The organism is Microbacterium oxydans, assembly GCF_000956525.1.
Classification (GTDB): domain Bacteria; phylum Actinomycetota; class Actinomycetes; order Actinomycetales; family Microbacteriaceae; genus Microbacterium; species Microbacterium oxydans_A.
In genome coordinates this window covers 143,316-162,331 of record NZ_JYIW01000021.1, presented here as the reverse complement: position 1 = coordinate 162,331, position 19,016 = coordinate 143,316, and the positions used below count along the sequence as shown (strand labels likewise).

Below are 19,016 nucleotides of genomic sequence, written 5' to 3'. Positions count from 1 at the left end.
GAGAGTGCGTAGCTCGATTCGATTGGCATTGGCCATCGTGAAGCACGCTGCCATTGATCAGAATGAGGTAATTCGCGATGAGGCACCTTCACTATCGCGGGATCGGTCTTCTTATCGCTGGGTCACTGTTCCTCGGAACCGTGGCAGCTGGTAGCCCGGCCTATGCGGCCTCAGCGGGAAGCGATGAGCTCGACCTTCCGCCGCTCACGGCGACAAGTTCGGTGGACGTACCTGATGAGTACCTCATCTACCCGGATGGAACACCCCTCCCGGCTGACGCTGTGGTGATGACGGATGCGGAGATGGATGCGCTCGGATCGGGCACGGATGTCAGCACTTCTGAATCGACGCCGGGGGCGACAGCGCGAGCGACGGTGGTAGGAAACTGCCACTTCGCGGTAGGAAACTTGTGGAAACGATCTTCCGCGAAGGGGCTACCGTCCGGCGGTGTGGGCGCCAAGCCCTCCATCACAAGCTGCTGGGGCGCGGTTAAGAAGACGTACATCAGATCAGTCGTGTTCATGCACAACGGATGGCTGTGGGTTCCCGTGACTAAGGCCGTCGAAAGTTTTGGCACGTGGAACATGGAGCAGAAGAGCGTCCTGTACGCGTGCAACGGGACCGGGCAGCACACGTTCCGCGTCGTCTCGTACTTCAAAGCCTCCGGGGCAAAAGATGTCATCGCTGCAGAAGCCGAACTGAGCTCCGGCGATTACAAGCTCCAGTGCGGTTAGGGCGCGTCTGACAAATGGTTGGGGACATCGGCTGACAACCTGATTCTGTGTCGCGGTTTCAGTTGCTTTCGGATGGTCAGTGGTCTCTGATCGAGGGGATGCTGCCGAAGCCGACGGGGCGGCCGGGACGGAAGTTCTCGGAACAGCCGCCGACGAGTCTCATCGATCCGGTAAGCCTGCTTGGCGGAGCTGATCGACGAACTTCCGCGACAGACACTGAGACCCTCGATGCGAGGGCAACGTCGTCCCGACGGGCTCTCGCAGCACGACGGCGTTTCGGAGCGCCGCGACCGCCAGCTCTGCGATCATCGTGCGTCGCGTTGGGCTCAACCGAACCGTCAACGATACTCACTTCTTGTCTCATTCTCTGTAGTCATATGAGGTATTAACTAGCCCATCTGTGCGTATTGTAAGTCGCTTGCAAGTACCGCTTGCACAGACTGGAGACTCTCGAATGTTGAATGAAACCGACCGCCGGACCACTCGCGTAGCCGCGGGGGCGGCTGTCGCACTTCTCGCTGCTCTCGCGTTCCCCCTCCCAGCAAGCGCCGCGGCCATGCAGGACGCTTCTACGACGCGGTACCAATCAGTGACGACGACCACCGAGGATGTGGCGTTGGAAGGGTGTGACCCGAGCGCCGCATCCCAAGCAGGGTTGTGCGACGGGATTGAGATCGTGACTGAACAGCGGTTCACGCTCGGGACCGATCAGGCCACGAAGGCCGCCGACGAGCTCGGCATGAACCGCGCTGAGACTTCTTCGTTCGTCGCGAAAGCCGCAGCGGGCGCCGTGCAGGGCGCAACGTGGACCCACAGCTACTGGGCGGGCACCGTCAAGGAAGTCCACGCCGGTACTACGTACTGGGATGGCTCCTATGCCTGGGTTGGCACTTACCGGGGCCTGACGGGGGAACACACTTGCGGCAAGCCAGGCTCTTATGCCGTTGGCGCGACCGTATCCGACCGAAAGTGCCCGAAGCCGGGAGCATCGTCGAAGGCGGACTCAGTTGAGACGTTCAACCTTGCACTGGCCACACCGATCCCCGCCAATTTCACCGTCGGCCTGCATAACGCATACACCAAGGGCGGCGTCCGGTCGACGTGGCAGGTCGGTGGCTAGGCTGAAACCGACCCAGACGATGAGATTTCGCGGAGGGCGATGATGAGACACGAACAGACTGCGAGGCGAAGGTACCTGCAACAGGCAGCCGACTGGTTCTTCGCACTGTGGCTCCTGCTCGTCATCGCCTCCGCGTGGCTCTTCATCGGCGCCCCGTTGCTTGTTGCTCTCGCGTCACGGCTCACCCGTCTGAGGAAATCCCGGCGCAAACAGATCTGGCTGTGGGGCATCGCTGCAGCCCTCACCCTGTACAACCTGCTGCCGCTGCTCCTGTTCTGGTTCGGTCTGACGTTCAATAGCGTCGAAGAGCACCGCTTCACTGTGAGCTGACCGGCACCGCGGAGTAGCGTCTCGACGATGCTGCGGCACGTCACCGGCATCCGAACCCGCTGCCACCGACGGCCGAAGTGATCCGCCGAGCCGCTACTCCTTCTGCCCCACGCGTCGACGGACGGCGAGCCACAGCCCCGCCCCCATGAGCAGCGCTCCACAGAGCCCGCCGCCCATCCACAGGGGGCCGCCGGTCACGGCGAGGCCTGGCGGAGACACCGTCGTCACGGTGCCGCAGTCCTCGTCGGTCGAACCGAGCACGCAGTTGCCGCCCGATCCACTCGGAGTCGTCACGACGTTGCGGAACTCTCCGACACGGTTCAGGGTCACCGAGTAGCTCACTGTCGCCGTCTCGCCCACGCCCAGCGCGCCGGACCACGACAGGACGGGCTCGTCGTAGGTGGCGCCGCCGCTGGCGAAGCCGTCGTAGGTGCCGAAGCGGAGTGCGTCGGTCAGATCGTCGGTGAACGACGCCGGGACGTCGCTCGTGAACGGCACCGCACCGGTGTTGGTCACCGTGACCGTGAAGTGCACGGTGTCGCCGACGGACGCGCGCTCGGCGGACACCTGTTTGCGCACCTGGAAGTCCGCCACCGGCGTCTCGACGAGACACGCCGCCGGATCCGCACAGGCGCCGCCCGGTCCATCGGCGGCCACAGTGTTGCGCAGCATCCGGTCGCCGTTCTCCGGCCGATCGACGGTCACCGAGTACGTCACGGTGACGGACTCGCCGACGCCGAGCGCTCCGCTCCACGACAGCTCGTCACCGATCACGACGGCCCCTGCGGTGGCGTCACCATTGTAGGTCGCGTCATCGAGCACGCCGGAGAGGTCATCGACGAAGGATGCCGGGGCCTCCGCGGTGTACGCGCTCCGTCCGGTGTTGGTCACCGTCACCTGGTACGTGACCACGCCTCCGCCCACCACGCTCTGCACATCGGCCCGCTTCTCGACCGAGTACGCCGAGACGGCGGTGTCGGTGCCGCAACCACCATCGACGCACACTCCGCCCGTGGCCGCGGGGGCGACCGTGTTCCGCAGCGAGAAGTCGCCGCCGACCGGATCGTCGACCGTCACGGAGTAGGTCACCTGGAGCGTCTCCCCCACCTCGAGCGGGCCCGACCATGTCAGCAGGTCACCGTCGATCGCCCCGCCGGCGGAGACATCGTCGTTGTACACCGCGTCGTCGAGCACACCCGAGAGGTCATCGATGAACGACGCCGGGTCGTCGTCGGTGTAGGCGATTTCTCCGGTGTTCGCGACCGCGATGTCGTAGGTGACGACGTCACCGGGGGCGGCCATCTCCGGCTCGACGGACTTCTTGAGGGAGAAGGACGCGACCGGGACGGCGACGACGCAGGTGACGGCCGTCGCCGAGTCGTTCCCCGTGACGGGATCGTCTTCGTTGCCGAGCACCGTCGCGGTGTTCGACAGGCAGGTATCGACGGGCGCGCCGGAATCCGCTTCGATCTGGAAGGTGGCGGACTCGCCGGGGGCCAGACGCCCACCGCTCACGGTCAGGGTGCTCCCGCTCAGCTCGACGGTGAAGTCTCCGACCACGGCGGGGTTGCTGAGGCCGGCGGGGAGGGTGTCGGTGACGGTCCAGCCGCTCGAGGCGCCGGTCCCGTTGTTCGTCACCATGATCCCGTAGCTGACGCGTGCGCCAGGCTCATGCGTCGCTGGAGTGGTCTTGTCGATGTCGAGGTCGACGGGACGCCCCGGAATGGCCGTGCCGTCGTTGAAGTCGGACCCGGGGCCGGGAACGGTCGAGACGATCGTGAAGCCGGGGACTGCTGCGGCGCCATCGGTGATCTCGAGCTGGACGACGTCGCCGGTCGCGTTCGCTGAGAAGCCCAGGTTCCCGTTTCCGAAGTTCCACACTCCGCCATAGCCGCCGGTCGTGGGCGGCATCACTCCGGGGAAGACGGTGACGCTCCCGGCCTGCACATCGATGCGGCGCAGGTCACCGGCGTTGTTCGCACCCCAGGCGAACCCGTCCGCGAACGCGAAGTCCTGCACGCCCGGCTGCACGCCGAGGTCGATCGTGTCGACCACGTCTCCGGTGGCGACATCGATCGCATGCACCGTGGTGTTGGGGCCGGAATCGGAGATGTAATAGAGGCCGTCGGCGGGATTGAACGCCCCGGAGAAGAACCGGGTGGACCCGGTCGCGGGGTGCGTGTACACCGAAGTGCCCACGCGCGTGACCGTTCCCCCCTCGCCGACACGGACCAGCGAGCCGAGCGGAAGCCCGGGGGTCGCATTGCCCGACACCATGGCGTAGATGAAGTCGTCGGCCTCATTGAAGCCGATCGCGTTGTAGCCGACCGGCGCAGCCCCGCCTTCGTCGCTGAACACGAAGGACCCGTCCCCGATCGTCTGCGCACGCTGCAGTTGCGAGGGGCTGTTCTGCGCGATGAACACCACCGGCGCTGCCGGATCGAACGCGTCGCCGGGAGCCGCAGCGGCAGGGACCGGAGCTCCCACCGTGCTCACCGCCGCCAGAAGACCAACGACGAGAGCCGCGACAGCGCCGGCGGCCGCAACCGGGCGCCGACGGGAGCCGCGCGAATCATGCGCACCTCTTCTTCGCGCGTGGGCGATCACCACGGTCGACCTCCCCCTCCGGAACCGGCGAATCGGCGATCCGCGTCATGGAATGCTGTGCTGTCGTTCACGAGTGCTGTGCTGTCGTTCATCGGGCGGTGAAGCTCCACGTCGTCCACGGCCCGTAGTCGCCGGTCGCCGGGTTGGCGTAGCGGAGGCGCATCGAGTGCTCCCCGGGCTCCACAGAGAGGTACTCATTCCAGGCCCCACTGCTCGGGACCCGGATGGTGTGGACGGGCGTCACCCCGACGATCTGACGCTGGAGGACGGTTCCCGCCTCCGCCGTGAAGGCGAAACGGAATCGCGCCGCATCGACCGTCGCCCCTGACACCGGCGTCGCCGCCGGCGGCGGTGACGACACCGTGAAGGTCAGGGGTCCGACCGCGGGCGAGGTCCTCCCCGAAACGACCTGTCGCACGGTCACGGAGTACGTGCCCGCCTCGGCGGTCGTCAGGTGTGCGGTCCAGGTTCCGTCCGCGCGCGCCGTCGTGCTCGCGATCACGTCGCCTCCACTGTCGAGGATCTCGATCACGGCACGCGGCACTGCGTCATCGCCCGAGATCCTCGGGTACATCCGTGCGTCGAACTGCGCCACCGCGGCCCCGGGCGCCATCGGAGTCGACGGGCTCTCTCCCGGGCCGGACGGGTTCGGACGAACAGCTGCCGTGCCGCCGGAGTCACCCGCATCCGGACCCGCGCCAGGCAGCAGCGGACGAGAGGAGATCTGCGGAGACGTGCTCGGCGGCAGGGTCTCATCAGGGCTTGGGGATGCCGGCGCAGTGGCGTCCGGTGGCGATGACGACGGCGGAGACTGCGCGTTCGGCTGCTGCGTTCCGGCATCCGTCGCCGTGTCGGGGTGCGAGGTGAGCGCGGCATACGCTCCCAGAGCCGCCAGGGCGAGCAGCAGGAGCAGCAGGAGCACGAGGAGGAGGATGCGCCGACGACGCCGTGCCGCAGGGGCCGTGCCGGGAACGGCCTCGGAGACCAGGGCATCGAGGCCTGCGGCCGAAGCCGCCGAGAGCGGAGGCGGACCCAGAGTCGAGAGGTAGCCGGCCGCGCCGGAGACGCCCGCGACGACGGGGAGCACCGACATGGTCAGGTTCGAGAGGTTCCGCGCTTCCTCGAGCGCCTGCGGACAGGTCGGACAGGAGGAGAGATGCGACTCGAGCGTGGCACGCGCACGCCCCGACAGCCCATCGCGCGTATGCGTTCCCATGTTCTTCAGGGCTTCGCGGCACTCGGGTGTCTTCGCACCGGAGAGCTGCGCACTGATCCACCCGTCACGCAGTCCCCGCTTGGCGCGCACGATCAACGCGGACACGGCATTGGGCGCCACTCCCAGCAGCACGCTGATGTCGCGCGGCTTCATGCCGTCGACCTCGCTGTACCAGAGCACCTCCTGCCAGCGGGCAGGGAGCGCACGGAACGCCTCCAGCGCGGCCCCGCCCTCGAAACTCTCCACCGCCGACAGCTCGCCCTCCGGAGCACTCGGGTCGGCCACGTACCCGAAATCATCCACGGCGATGGAGGTCTCGCGGACGTACCATCGCCGCCCGACGTTGCGGACGGCCATGATCAGGTACGGGCGGAATCCGCTCGTGGGTCCGCCGCCCGCCTTGATCGAGCGCAGGACGCGGGCGAACGCCTCCGAGACGATGTCGTCAGCCTCGAGGGAGTCGAAGGTCCGCGCCACCGAGTAGGCAGGGCCGGCATGACGCCGCCACAACTCCGCATAGGCGTCGCGATCCTGGTCGCGGACGCGCTGCACGAGCTCCTGATCAGAGAGGGAGTCGCGCGTCTCCCCAGCACTCATCGTCGGCTCTCCTTCTCGTCGGCGACCAGGTTGACCCGCTCTCCGAGAGCGACTTCTCATCGAGCATATTGGAGTCTTGCGAGGCCCGATGCCGGAAGTGCCACCCGCCGCGCGCGGCGGGTGGCACGTTCTTGATACCGGTATCAGACGATGCCTCTCCGGCGCCGCTGCCACAGCAGACCCACGCTCATCAGCGCGACCAGCGCTGCGGAGCCGATCCAGAAGCTGAAGCTTCCCACCCCGCCGGTGAGCGGGATCGATGGCACGTCGGAGAGCTCGTTCTCGATCGCCTCCGACAGGGCCGTCACGCCCTGCACATCGACGAATCGCGGTGTCGGGTCGAGCTGGAACCCGGCAGGAGCGCGGGTCTCCACCAGACGGTAACGTCCGTCCTCCAGCGGTGCCACCCGGATCAGACCCGCTTCAGGGTCGACGTCCGGTCCGGTGCACCCGGACGCGTCGGCCGCGACGCAGTCGACGACCGCGACGGATGCTCCGGCGGGCTGATCGTTCGCGGCGACGGGGGTGAGCTCCCACTCCGACCCCGCGAGCCGCGTACCGTTCTCGACGCTGATCTTCTCCCACGACAGGCTCGAGGGCAGCACCTCGATGCCGGCTGGATCGCACGACTCCTCGACCGGGGCAGGCTCACCCGGCGCCGGTGCCGGTGCATCCGCGGGCGCGACGCAGGCGGTGTTGACGAGGTAGCCGCCGTCCGGTCGCTCGGCGAGGGGCACCTGGTACTCGATGGTCACCGCGTTCGCCTCGCCCGGCAGCAGCTCGGGGAGCACCGCTCCCGCGACGAGGCCGGCTGGCAGCGGATCGAGGGCGGCCAGATCGACGCGGTCATCCGTGATCACGAGGTCGCGCAGCGGCTGGTCACCGGTGTTGGTGACCACCAGACGGTACGTGAGCGTCGAACCGGTGTGGAACCGGGGGTAGTCGTCGACGTCGTTCGCGTCATGCCACTCCCCGTCCGCGTCCTGCACGTACTTCTTCAGCGCGACGGAGTTCACCGCGCCGATCTCGAAGCGGCTCGAGGTGCGCATGACGAGCTTCGTACGGTCGGATCGCGCCTCGGCCCGGTTGACGTAGACATCCTCGAACGTCGCGCCGCTCGTGACGACGGCGATCGTGAACTCCTGCATCGCCGAGGGGGCGAGGGCGGGTCCGATCACGCGCACAGCCGTGGCGTTCGCGGCGTACGTCGTGGACCATCCGACCGTGTTCCCCGTGACGGTGCCGGCCGCGCCGTTCGACGCGTCAGCGGGATCGTCGACGAGGGTCGCGGGGTCGGCGGTCGTGTAGTACACCGTGGCTCCAGCGACCGCCTGCACCGGTGCGCTGAGCACGTAGTCGCCGGTGAAGTCGGTGCCGCGTCCGTCGCCGTTGTACGGGAGGATGTCGACGGCGTCGGTGAACGACTGCGTGCGGGTGTCCTTGGAGGAGATGCGCACGGTCCAGGAATCCTGCGCGACGCCGTTCTGGTGGGGGACCTTCGCCTGAGCCGCGGTCTTGGTGAGCATCGTGTATCCGCCGTCTCGGATCTTCGTCGAGACGCTCGAATCGACCACGACACCCCCGGTCGAAGCCGTCGCCTTGTTCGCGAACACGTCTCCCGGCTTCGCATCAGCGGGGATGCGCGCGCTGAACGTGATGATGAACTCCGTGTTCGTCGGCACGTTGGTCAGAGCCCACTCGATGTTCTGACCCGTGATCGACGTCGGCGCTGTCGAGGCACTGCCCACGACGTACTCCAGGCCCGCCGGCAGCAGATCGCGCACGACCATCTGACCGATGGTGGCGTTCGCCGGTGCCTCCGCGCGATAGGTGAGCGTGTAATTCAGGGTGGCCCCGGGAATCGACTCCTGCTGATCGACCGTCTTGTGGATCTGCGGGGTCGCAGCGATGATGCGCAGCACGTCGCGACCACCGCCGGTGAAGGGATACCGCGACCCCGGCGTCAGGACACCGGAGACGGGGGCATTGGCCGGTGTCAGTTCACGGTTCGGGTTTGCCCAGGTCGTTCCGCCGTCGAGGGTGTAGGAGGTCCAGGTCCAGATGTCCTGTCCGACAGCCACGGTCGGCTTGACCACGGACTTCACGTACAGCCGCGCCACCGCTTCGGGAATGGTGAGGCCCACGGCCGGGGTGATGATCGCCTTGACCGCGCGCACCGTGCTCATGTCGGTGGGGCGAGTGCTCGTCCACCCCGTCCCGTTGCACGTGAAGGTGTTCGGGTTGTAGTTGGCGTGCGCGGGGTTCAGGTTGTTCGAGGTTCCGGTGCCCGTGTAGTACATGTACTGCACGCCCGGATAGGTGGTGACCTGGCCACCCGACACCGTTCCCATGCCGGCATCCGTGACGTCGACGTAGCGGGAGTCGACGATCGTGCACACCTGCGTGCTCTGCGTCGCCCCGGCCAACGGGAGGCGGATACCGGACACGGACATGGCGGGCTGTCCGGCGAGCGTGCGGAACGTGTCCGTCCAGATCGACCCCTTGGCGGGAGGGTTGAGGGTGTTCAGGCTCCATCCGCCCGTCCAGATCCCTCGCGTCGAGGAGACGCTGTTGGAGTTGTTCGCGGTGTCATCGACCGACGTCGTTCCCGCCTGCGACGTGTAGGGCGTCGTCGTCGCCTGGAACGAGGTGACGGTGGCGTCGGTGTAGGTGAACTGCACCTTGATCAGGCCGGCAGCGACCACGTCCCATTCGACCGGAAGAGCGCTGCCGCCGGAGTCGAGGCTCGGGTTCAGGGTCTTCGAGTAGTCGATGCCCGTCAGAGTGAGACGCATCCGGTTGGTGCCGTTCGCGGTGAGCGTGCAGGTCGCCGGGAACGGCGCCGTCTCGGCCGCCGGATGGCCGGCTCCCGAATGCGGATGCCCCGCCTGGGTGGTGTTCTGGGCCACGCAGCCCGGCGCCATCGCGGTGATCGTGTTACCCGCTGCCGACGAGAACGTGAGGTCGTAGGTGACGCTGTTCGGGCCTGCCGCCGAGCCCGGCGCGTGACGCAGCGACCACGGGAAGGAGAGCTCCTGACGAGCGCCCGCGTTCGAGTTCGAAGGACGACCGCCGTCGAACTTCATATCCATCGCGAACGTGTTCATGATCGGGATCTCAGGGAGCACCGCCTGCACACCGCCGATGGATCCCGAGATCGTCACCCCGGAGCCGGTGGAGCCGTCGACCTCGAGGCCGGCCAGCATCAGCTCCGCCGTCCCCTGGTCGCGCGTACCCAGGTTGCAGACGAGTGTGTGGCCGTCGGCCGAGATCGACGAGATCGGATCGACGCCCGAGACCAGGCAGACGGATGGGACCGCGGTGAACTTCGCGTTCTTCGCGGTGAACGTGACCGTGACGTTGTCGACCGGTTCGTTGGTGGGCGCGGCCGAATCGTCGTTGATGTTGAACCGCCACTCCGAGACGAGCGCGTCTCCGGATGACACCTCGGTGGGCACCGGGTTCTGCCACTGCCCTTCGATCTCGTACACCGTCGCTGCCTGCGCGGCATCGCCGTAGACGATGCCCAGACTTCCGACGACCGCCAGAGTGGCCAAGACCGCTCCGGCTCTTCGCATCCATCCTCCCGGCCCTCGGCGCGAACGCCGCGGTCCGAATGTGTTGTTCTCCCGCATCTCTCCCCCTGTGGTGTGTGTCGTCATGACGTCGTCTTCGTGGTGTCCTGTGTGCCGGTGTGCTGCGCCGGCATCCGCATCCGTGCATCGGCGAAGCCCTGCCGGAACACGTATGCCGCGACGAGGAGAGTCCCTCCGCCGCCCAGCACCGCCCACCAGGGGAAGCCGGGGATCACCGGCTCCTGTCCCGCCGCCGTGAGGTCAGCCTCCGGTGTGGGCGTGATCCGCTCTCCCGTGACGACGATGCGGTGCGTGTTGATCCCCAGCGGCGTGCAGGTGATCAACGTCACCAGGTCAGCCCCCGGCTCGGCGCGCAAGGTGTCGGTCTCGTCGGGCTCGATCACCTTCGTCTCCCTGACCCGATAGGTCAGCACCCGTCCGAAGGTCTCCACGGTGATGGTGTCGCCGACCTCGACCCGGTCGAGGTCGGTGAACATCGTCGCGTTGGCGAGACCGCGATGCGCGGTGATCACCGAGCGCGTCCCGATCCCGCCGACGGGCAGATGGGATCCTTCGAGGTGGCCGGCGCCACGATTCAGGACGGCATCGCTGGTGCCGTGATAGACCGGAAGATCCACATCGATGCGCGGGATCTTCACCCTGGCCATCAGGCCGGCCCCGTTCGCGCTGAGGATCTTCGTGTAGTCCAGCGAGTCGTCCGAGAGCGTGCCGTCACCGACCGGGATGTTCGCATTCTCACCCAGCACGACACCGGCACTCAGGGCATCGTTGTACTCCCGAGCCTGCCGCAGCTGGTCATCGGCGCTGGGCTCGACATCGGCGATCGCCGACTCGTAGCCGACCAGCACCCGCGATTGGTTGTACGACGTGATCCACGCCGCCGTCATCGGGTAGAGACCGGCACCGAGCCCACCGAGGGCGAGGACGGCGATGACGATGGTCAGCCCGCCAGGCTTCCACCGTCGCGCTGCTGCCGCCGCGCGACGGTCGCCGCGCAGTGCCGTGCCCACGGCCGGTGCCGCCGTCTCAGGCGCATCACGTGTCTGCATGCCGCTCTCTCCCCTGGTGTGCTGATACGGAGGTATTCCGGGCCGAGGCGCAGCGCCCCTCAGCCCGGAACCTCTCGTCGTTACTCGCCGGCGGCCACGCGACGGCGGTGCTTCATCAGCAGCAGTCCGACCGCCACGATGAGCGCGCCCGCACCAGCGGTGATCAGGATGAGCTGACCGTTCGCACCGGTCAGGGGCAGCGGCGGCACCTCCTGCTGGGTGTTCACGATCTCGACGTTGTCGGAGGTCGTGGTCGCACCGACCTGGACCGCCACCGAGGTGAACGGGTCAGCGGGCAGCACGTACCCGGACGGTGCGGCGATCTCCTTGAGCACGTAGCAGCGCTTGGTGGCGTCGATGGCAGGGTTGACGCTGTCGCTCACGAACAGTCCGGCGATGGAGATGACTCCGGTGCCGGCCGAGGTGAACTCGGTCTTGCCGTCGACGACGACGGGGTCGCCGGCAGCGACGGCAGCCGTGCAGTCGTCTGCGTACGGGTCTGCGGCGTTGTACACCTCGAAGGTCGCGCCGTTCAGGCGCCCCTCAGAGCCGGTGGTCCCTGCGCTGCGCTTCTGCACCTCGAGGTTTCCCCAGTAGGTGTTCACCTCGTTGGAGGGCAGCGGAGGCTGCCCGTCCGGGTCGAAGCCCGGGTTGTTCGGCCAGAGCTCGGCCTGGTTCGAGATCGTGCCATCGCCGACCGCGACGACGGTTCCCGCGAACACGACCTGGATCGGGGTGCCGACGTGGGCGTTCGGGCCCTCGTTCAACCAGGCGAGGCCGGCGGCGGTGAAGTTCATCGTGACCTGCTGGCCGACGACCGTGACCTCGTAGAACGACGGGTCGAGCACCGTGCCGCCCGCGGTGACCTCGACATCAGCCGGTGCGATCGGCTCGAGCCGGTCGTCCAGCGTGTCGCGGATCGCGAAGCCCGTCCACTGCTGCTGCATGGTGGGCACCGGCACCGTCACGGGGAAGCGGACCACCGCTCCGAGTCCGGTGTCCTGCTGCGGGTCGACCGTCTTCTCGATAGCGCCCTCACCGTTCTTGGGGTAGGCGTGCACGTCGTACACCCACCCGCTCTCGTGCGGCATCGGGACGGTGAGGATGAACGGAGTCGCCCGATCGACGATGATCGCCGGAGCGGCGGTCTCGCACACCTGGTAGACGCCGATCGCGAGCTCGATGCTCGCGGCGCCCTGCGCGTCGGTCGCGGGAAGCTGAATCGGCGCTCCGAGCGTGTATCCGGCAGGTGCCGTGCATCCGGCGCCGGCGGCGAGGCCGCTGAGGTCGTTCCAGTTCTCGGGAACACTCAGGTCGATCGGCGTACCGGTCTCGAGCAGCGGGTACGCGGTGAAGACGACGCCCGCGACCGGATCGGTGAATTCACCGGCAGCCGGGGCCTGACTGATGTCGCCCTCGACATCGCCGTCCTGGTGCAGGTACTTGTGCACCGTGAGCGAACCGGTGCGATCGAAGTCGATGTTGCCGTAGTCCTGCGGAGCCGCGTATGCGGCTGTGCCTGCGCTCATCACTGCGCCCAGGCCGAGTGCCGTCACCCCGATGATGGACAGCATTCTCTGTGTCGTGTTGCGTTCAGCCACCTGAACGTCTCCCTCCCTGTATGGCCACATGGCCCCCTATGGCGCACCGCGGGTTTTCGCCAGCAGTGACCTCTTCGCCATTCCGGACCCACGTCGAGGGAAATCGTGACGCGAGTTGTCGAGATTCTTTTTCCGCACGTTCGGCACTGCTGTGACGGGCGTCCTCCCCAGTCGCGAGTCGCGACCTCGTCCGGCCGGGCCGTGCGGCGACATCCTCTCGGTGGCGACATCAGGAAGCGGCGTACTGTGCCCTCATGACTGAAGTCGCATTGATCACCGGAACCTCCTCGGGCATGGGCCTGCACGCCGCCATCGAACTGGCACGGCACGGACTCCACGTCGTCGCCACGATGCGCGATGTGGGCAAGGCCGACCGGCTCCGAGCCGCGGCGTCGGCTGCCGGGGTGGAGGTCGACGTGCGAGCCCTCGACGTGGTCGACCACGCGGCGGCCGCCACGCTGGTCGCCGAGATCGAGGCCGAGCTCGGCGGGATCGACGTGCTGCTGAACAACGCCGGTCGCGGCGGAGTCGCCACGGCCGAGCAGGCGAGCATGGAGCTCGTCCGCGATCAGCTCGAGGTCAACTACCTCGCCCCGGTCAACCTCACCAAGCTGGTGCTGCCCGGCATGCGTGAGCGCGGCAACGGACGGATCTTCACGATCACGAGTGTCGGCGGCGCGGTCGGACAGCCCTTCGCCGACACCTACTGCGGTGCGAAGTTCGCCGTCGAGGGATTCATGCAGTCGTTGGCGCCCGTGGCGGAGCAGTTCGGCATCCGCGTCAGCGTGATCGAACCGGCCGCGGTCGCGAGCGACTTCGTGAGCAACGCCGAGCGACCGGATGACGGCGGCCCGTACAGCGCTCTGCTCGACGCGTACATCGCCCGCACGGCGGGAGCGTTCGCGAACGCGCAGACGTCGGAGTCGGCGGGCACCGCCATCGCCGCAGCAGTGCTGTCCGACGAGTACCGCTTCCGGTGGCAGACCTCCGACGGGGCGACCGCGTTCGTCAGCGCCTCGCTGGCCGACACCGACGGCAGCCGCGTGCTCGGCGTCACCCGGGGGTGGATCGCGGCGGGGTGAGGGCATCGCGCCCGCTTCCCGGAACCCCGACGTACGCTGGTGCCATGGAGCCGACCCTGCGCACGCTGGTGGTCGTGCTCGGGGACCAACTCGACCCCGACGCCAGTGGGTTCGACGGGTTCGATCCGCGTCTCGATGCGGTGTGGATGGCCGAGGTCGCCGAAGAATCCACGCACGTGTGGAGCAGCAGGCCGCGGACCGCGCTGTTCCTGTCGGCCATGCGCCATTGCGCGGCCGAGATGCGCGGTGCCGGCCGGACGGTCCACTACACGGCACTCGATGATCCGGAGAACCGCGGCACGCTCGCCGACCAGCTCACCGCAGACATCGCGCGACTTGCTCCCGCATCGCTGCTGATGACCGCCCCCGGGGACTGGCGGGTGCTGGAGTCCGTGCGTCAGGTGGCTGCGGATGCCGGTATCCCTCTCGAGATCCGCGAGGATCGCCACTTCTTCTGCACAGTGCGCGACTTCGCAGCGCACATGAACGAGCGCAGCACGCTGCGGATGGAGTACTTCTACCGAGAGCAACGCCAGCGATTCGGGATCCTGATGACGCCGGACGGGAAGCCCGAAGGCGGTGCGTGGAACTTCGACGCCGCCAATCGCAAGCCGTTTCCCGCGCAGGGGCCGGGAATGGTGCCGCCGAGAGCCGTCTTCGAACCGGATGCGATGACCCGCGACGTGCTCGCGCTCGTCACCGAACGCTTCGCCGACCATCCCGGTCGGCTCGACACGTTCGCGTGGCCCGTGACCCGCTCGCAGGCCCTCGAATCGCTCGCGCTGTTCATCGACGAGCGCCTGCCGTGGTTCGGCGACGCGCAGGACGCAATGTGGCCCGGCGAACCCTGGCTCTGGCACGCCCACCTGTCTGCCGCCATGAATCTGAAGCTCCTCCACCCGCGTGAGGTCGTCACCGCGGCCGAGGCCGCCTACCGCGACGGGCATGCACCGCTGGCATCCGTCGAGGGCTTCATCCGGCAGATCCTCGGGTGGCGCGAGTACGTCCGCGGGGTCTACTGGACGCAGATGCCGGGGTACGCCGCTCGCAACGCCCTGGACGCCCACGAACCGCTGCCGGACTGGTACTGGACGGGCGAGACCTCGATGGCATGCATGGCCGACGCGATCAGCACCACGCTGGAGAACGGCTACGCGCACCACATCCAGCGGCTGATGGTGACGGGCCTCTACGCCCTGCTGCTCGGCGTCGAACCGACGGAAGTGCACGCCTGGTACCTCGCGGTCTACGTCGACGCGGTCGAGTGGGTGGAGCTGCCCAACACCCTGGGGATGAGCCAGTTCGCCGACGGTGGGCTGATGGGCAGCAAGCCCTATGCGGCATCCGGTGCCTATATCTCACGCATGAGCCCGCACTGTCGCACCTGTCGGTTCGACCCGAAGCAGCGTGTCGGGGCGGATGCCTGCCCGATCACCACGCTCTACTGGGACTTTCTGATGCGTCACCGGACGGCTCTCGCGGCGAACCCGCGCATGGTGCTGCAGGTGCGCAACATCGATCGGATCGACGACGACGAACGCGCGGAGATCAGCCTGCGCGCGGCGGCGATCCGCCGAGGGGAAGTGGTGACGGATGCATGACGTGATCGTGATCGGTGCCGGGCTCTCGGGCCTCCGCTGCGCCGGACTGCTGGCCGCACAGGGACTCGATGTCGTCGTGCTCGAAGCGGCGGATGCCGTCGGCGGACGCCAGCGCACCGACATCGTCAACGGGTTCCGGCTGGATCGCGGCTTCCAGGTGCTCAATCCGGCCTACCCGGCGCTCCGCCGAGCCCTCGATCTCGATTCCCTCGCGCTGGGGAGCTTCCCGGTCGGTGTGCGGGTGCGCACCGAGACCGGGATGGCCGAGTTGCGGCATCCGATCCGGCATCCGTTCTCGATCATCGCCTCGCTGCGCAGCGGCCTGGTGACCGGAGCGGATGCCGTCGCGCTGGCGCGCTGGGCCGCGCCGGCGTTGCTGCAACCGATCTCGCGTCTCGCCCAGAACGATGTGTCGCTGCGCGAGGGCTGGGATGCCGCAGGGCTGCGTGGCCCCCTCCGCACCGCCGTGCTCGAGCCGTTCCTCGCCGGAGTGCTGGCGGAGCGGCACGGCGAGACCTCGAACGCGTTCGCGCAACGGCTCGTCCGGTACTTCGCGCTCGGCCGACCCGGCCTGCCCGCACAGGGGATCGCCGCGGTGCCGGCGCAGCTCGCCGCGAATGCTCGAGGGGCCGGCGCCGACATCCGTCTCGAGGCCAGGGTCGAGCGCGTCTCGACGATCGGCGACGGTGTCGAGGTGGAGGTTGCCGGCGGCGACTCCATGCGCGCCGCTCGGGTGGTCGTCGCGGTGGGTCCCGATGCTGTCGCCGATCTCACCGGGTTGCCTCGACCATCGACGAACGGGTTGCAGACCTGGTGGTTCGCCGCCGCCTCGCCCCCGACCGCATCCGCGTTGCTCACGGTCGACGGACGCGGTCGCGGACCGGTGGTGAACACCGTCGTGATGACGCACACCGTGCCCTCGTACGCTCCGGCCGGGCGTCACCTCATCGCCGCGACCTGCCTCCTGCCGAACGGCAGCACTCCCGCCGACGAGAGCGACGTCCGCCACCATCTGAGCGAGATCTGGGATGTCGACGTCACCGCGTGGGAAACGATCCGGCGCGACGACATCGTCGACGCACTCCCCGCCCAGCGGGCACCGCTGAGCGCACCGCGATCGCCGCGCTTCGGCGACCGTCTGTACGTCGCCGGCGACCATCGAGACACCGCCTCGATCCAGGGCGCGCTGGCGTCCGGCGAGCGCACCGCCCGGGCCGTTCTGACGGACGCGGGGTCACCGAAAAGCACGGTCGGGTGACGACCTCCATCTCGCGGCCGAGGTCGGCGGCGATCGCCGGCCGGGCCTCGTAGGATTCGACGCATGAGGCTGACACCCCCACCGACGTCCGCCAGCTGGCAGCATCGCGGGGCACGCGTCGGCTTCGAAGCCGTCTTCTTCGCCGCCCTCCCCCAAGGGCACCGCCTGACCGGTCACACCACGGCACACGAAGCAGGTGCTGCCTGGTCCGCCGGCTACGACGTGACCGTCGACGATTCCTGGACGACGCTCGAGGCTCAGGCATCCACCCTGGCGGTCGCAGGCAGAAGACAACTGGCGCTCGTGCGGACCTCGGATGGCAGGTGGAGCGTGGACGGCGAGCTTCGACCCGAGCTCGACGGCTGCGTCGACGTGGACTTCGAGTCGTCGGCTGTCACCAACATGCTTCCGATCCATCGGCTCGACTTCGTCGTGGGCACGGGGGTCGAGGTGCCTGCGGCGTTCGTGCGAGCGGATGGTCGGAGCGTGGAACGTCTCGAACAGCGATACACCCTGATCGACGACACCGCGGAACGGCTCGTGTTCCACTACGAATCGTCGACGTTCGACTTCGCCTGCGATCTGCAGTACGACCGCGCCGGACTCGTCGTGGACTACCCGGGAATTGCGAGGAGAGCGTCGTAGCGCCCGGCGGGGGAAGGCACCTCGACGGTGCTCCCCACCTTGCCAGCGCGCGCGATCAGATCTCGTACACGTCACGTCGGTGCGCGACCCGGACCACAGTCACGAGTACCTGGTCGTCGATCACCTCGTACAGGACGCGGTAGTCGCCGATCCGAACGCGCCATGCGTTGTCGTAGCCCGCGAGCTTGCGCACCCCGTGTGGACGCGGTTCACGCTCGAGCTCCGACACCCCGGCCAGGATCCGACGTCGGATCTGCGGATCCAGCTTGCGGATCTCTTCGGCGGCCGCCGCGGTGAACTCGACCCGGTAGCGCGTCAAGCGACTTCCGCTCGCAGGTCATCGAGAGACACGCGCTGCCCGTCATCGACGGCTCGAGCAGCGGCGAACTCGGCAGCGTCGCGGGCGGCTTCGAGCTCTTCGAGCAACTCGAGGTCATCGACGCTGATCACGACGGCCGTGAGTTTGCCGTGCCTGGTGACGCCGACTCGCTCGGACCCGTAGGCGACGCCGCCGAGGATGTCGGCAAGGCCGTCTCGGAGATCCTTCGATGCGACGCTGCGGCTGATCGAGTTCATATGTCCATAATACCCGTTATGTACAGAAGGGGGATGAGAGGCGTCTCGGCATCTTCGCGCGCCCCCACCACGGTGTCCACCCCCTCTCGGCGCCCGCCCGCCGCACCTATGGTCGACCCATGCACACACGCACACTCGGCAATGACACCGTCGGCCGCGTCGAGGTCGGAGCGATCGGGCTCGGCCTGATGACCTTCGACCAGACCGGACATCAGCCCCGCGAGCAGCTGCTCGACACGGTCCGCGCCGCGCTCGACGCCGGCATCACCCTGTTCGACACCGCCGACGCCTATGGGCCCGGGACAGAACTGGGGGCCGACGCGCAGGGAGAGAACGAGAAGCTCATCGCCTCGATCCTCGACGAGCTGGGCGTACGAGACCGCGTGTTCCTTGCCACGAAGGGCGGTGCGTTCCGCATCGACGGCGGCGGCTGGGACATCGATGGACGCCCCGAACACCTGCACCGGGCGGTCGAGGCGAGCCTGTCCCGGCTCGGCGTCGAGCAGATCGCGCTGTGGCAGCACCACCGCCCCGACCCGAAGGTCGATTTCGCGGAGACCATCGGCGCGCTGGTCGAGATCGCCGGCAGCGGGAAGGTGCGGATGATCGGACTGTCGAACGTCGACCCAGAGCAGATCCGTGCCGCGCATGCGGCGCTCGGCGACAGCCTCGTGAGCGTGCAGAACCAGTTCAGCCCGAAGTTCCGCAGCAGCAGGCCCGAGATCGACGTCTGCGCCGAGCTGGGCCTGGCGTTCCTGCCCTGGAGTCCACTCGGCGGTCTGTCGGACGCCAAGGAGCTCGCCACCCACCACCCGGCGTTCCAGCAGGTGGCCGAGGCCCACGGCGTGAGCGCCCAGCAGGTGGCGCTGGCCTGGGAGCTGGCGCAGTCGCCCGTGGTCATCCCGATCCCTGGGGCCAAGCGTCCGCAGTCGGTCCTGGACTCCGCCGCGGCTGCCGACCTCGAGCTGACGCGCGACGAACTGGCCGCGCTCGATCAGGACTGA

15 protein-coding genes are annotated in these 19,016 nt (G+C 68.0%); 8 read left to right on the top strand and 7 right to left on the bottom strand.

Annotated features, from left to right (window positions below; all coding sequences use genetic code 11):
• Positions 1–77: 77 nt before the first annotated feature.
• The 3 genes from RS83_RS18710 (at position 78) to RS83_RS06135 (ending at position 2,184) form a co-directional block, all read left to right on the top strand.
• Positions 78–734, top strand: a complete 657-nt coding sequence (locus tag RS83_RS18710) for a hypothetical protein (protein ID WP_156153133.1) — start codon at positions 78–80, stop codon at positions 732–734.
• A 589-nt stretch (positions 735–1,323) separates the two neighbouring features.
• Positions 1,324–1,854, top strand: a complete 531-nt coding sequence (locus tag RS83_RS06140; protein ID WP_156153132.1) for a hypothetical protein — start codon at positions 1,324–1,326, stop codon at positions 1,852–1,854.
• Positions 1,855–1,896: 42 nt separating this feature from the next.
• Entirely contained in the window at positions 1,897–2,184 is a 288-nt protein-coding gene (locus RS83_RS06135; RefSeq protein WP_156153131.1) for a hypothetical protein, read from the top strand.
• A 93-nt stretch (positions 2,185–2,277) separates the two neighbouring features.
• Here the strand turns inward: RS83_RS06135 and RS83_RS06130 are convergent, their stop codons facing one another.
• From RS83_RS06130 to RS83_RS06110, 5 genes are all read right to left on the bottom strand, one after another.
• The gene (locus RS83_RS06130) at positions 2,278–4,680 is read right to left on the bottom strand and encodes a DUF11 domain-containing protein (RefSeq protein WP_156153130.1); all 2,403 of its coding nucleotides are present in this window, start codon (positions 4,678–4,680) and stop codon (positions 2,278–2,280) included.
• A gap of 199 nt (positions 4,681–4,879) precedes the next feature.
• Entirely contained in the window at positions 4,880–6,604 is a 1,725-nt protein-coding gene (locus tag RS83_RS06125) for a sigma-70 family RNA polymerase sigma factor (RefSeq protein WP_045278631.1), read from the bottom strand.
• A gap of 143 nt (positions 6,605–6,747) precedes the next feature.
• Positions 6,748–10,161 carry a DUF7507 domain-containing protein gene (locus RS83_RS06120; protein WP_052678906.1) on the bottom strand — a complete coding sequence of 1,138 codons (3,414 nt, stop codon included), beginning with the start codon at positions 10,159–10,161 and terminating at the stop codon, positions 6,748–6,750.
• A gap of 101 nt (positions 10,162–10,262) precedes the next feature.
• Complete coding sequence (locus RS83_RS06115; protein ID WP_082071550.1) at positions 10,263–11,249, bottom strand: class C sortase; 987 nt, start codon at positions 11,247–11,249, stop codon at positions 10,263–10,265.
• A gap of 80 nt (positions 11,250–11,329) precedes the next feature.
• The gene (locus RS83_RS06110) at positions 11,330–12,880 is read right to left on the bottom strand and encodes a SpaH/EbpB family LPXTG-anchored major pilin (RefSeq protein ID WP_082071549.1); all 1,551 of its coding nucleotides are present in this window, start codon (positions 12,878–12,880) and stop codon (positions 11,330–11,332) included.
• Between the two features lie 224 nt (positions 12,881–13,104).
• Between RS83_RS06110 and RS83_RS06105 the strand changes: the two genes are divergently transcribed.
• The 4 genes from RS83_RS06105 to RS83_RS06090 all read left to right on the top strand — a co-directional run bounded on the left by RS83_RS06105 (position 13,105) and on the right by RS83_RS06090 (position 17,436).
• Complete coding sequence (locus tag RS83_RS06105; protein ID WP_045278629.1) at positions 13,105–13,932, top strand: SDR family NAD(P)-dependent oxidoreductase; 828 nt, start codon at positions 13,105–13,107, stop codon at positions 13,930–13,932.
• A gap of 44 nt (positions 13,933–13,976) precedes the next feature.
• On the top strand, positions 13,977–15,533 hold the full coding sequence (locus RS83_RS06100) for a cryptochrome/photolyase family protein (protein ID WP_045278628.1): 1,557 nt from the start codon (positions 13,977–13,979) through the stop codon (positions 15,531–15,533).
• Positions 15,526–16,791 (top strand): NAD(P)/FAD-dependent oxidoreductase, encoded by a 1,266-nt coding sequence (locus RS83_RS06095; RefSeq protein WP_045278627.1) that lies wholly within the window; start codon positions 15,526–15,528, stop codon positions 16,789–16,791. Before RS83_RS06100 ends, RS83_RS06095 begins: the two co-directional genes overlap by 8 nt.
• A gap of 63 nt (positions 16,792–16,854) precedes the next feature.
• Positions 16,855–17,436 (top strand): putative glycolipid-binding domain-containing protein, encoded by a 582-nt coding sequence (locus tag RS83_RS06090; protein ID WP_045278626.1) that lies wholly within the window; start codon positions 16,855–16,857, stop codon positions 17,434–17,436.
• Between the two features lie 55 nt (positions 17,437–17,491).
• Here RS83_RS06090 and RS83_RS06085 read toward each other — a convergent pair whose 3' ends face one another.
• Together RS83_RS06085 and RS83_RS06080 are read right to left on the bottom strand one after the other, a co-directional pair.
• Positions 17,492–17,755 carry a type II toxin-antitoxin system RelE family toxin gene (locus tag RS83_RS06085; protein WP_045278625.1) on the bottom strand — a complete coding sequence of 88 codons (264 nt, stop codon included), beginning with the start codon at positions 17,753–17,755 and terminating at the stop codon, positions 17,492–17,494.
• Positions 17,752–18,012 (bottom strand): type II toxin-antitoxin system prevent-host-death family antitoxin, encoded by a 261-nt coding sequence (locus RS83_RS06080; protein WP_045278624.1) that lies wholly within the window; start codon positions 18,010–18,012, stop codon positions 17,752–17,754. Before RS83_RS06080 ends, RS83_RS06085 begins: the two co-directional genes overlap by 4 nt.
• Positions 18,013–18,131: 119 nt before the next feature.
• On the opposite strand from RS83_RS06080, the gene RS83_RS06075 reads away from it, so the two are divergent.
• A complete protein-coding gene (locus RS83_RS06075; protein WP_045278623.1) occupies positions 18,132–19,016 on the top strand; it encodes an aldo/keto reductase in 885 nt (294 codons plus the stop codon).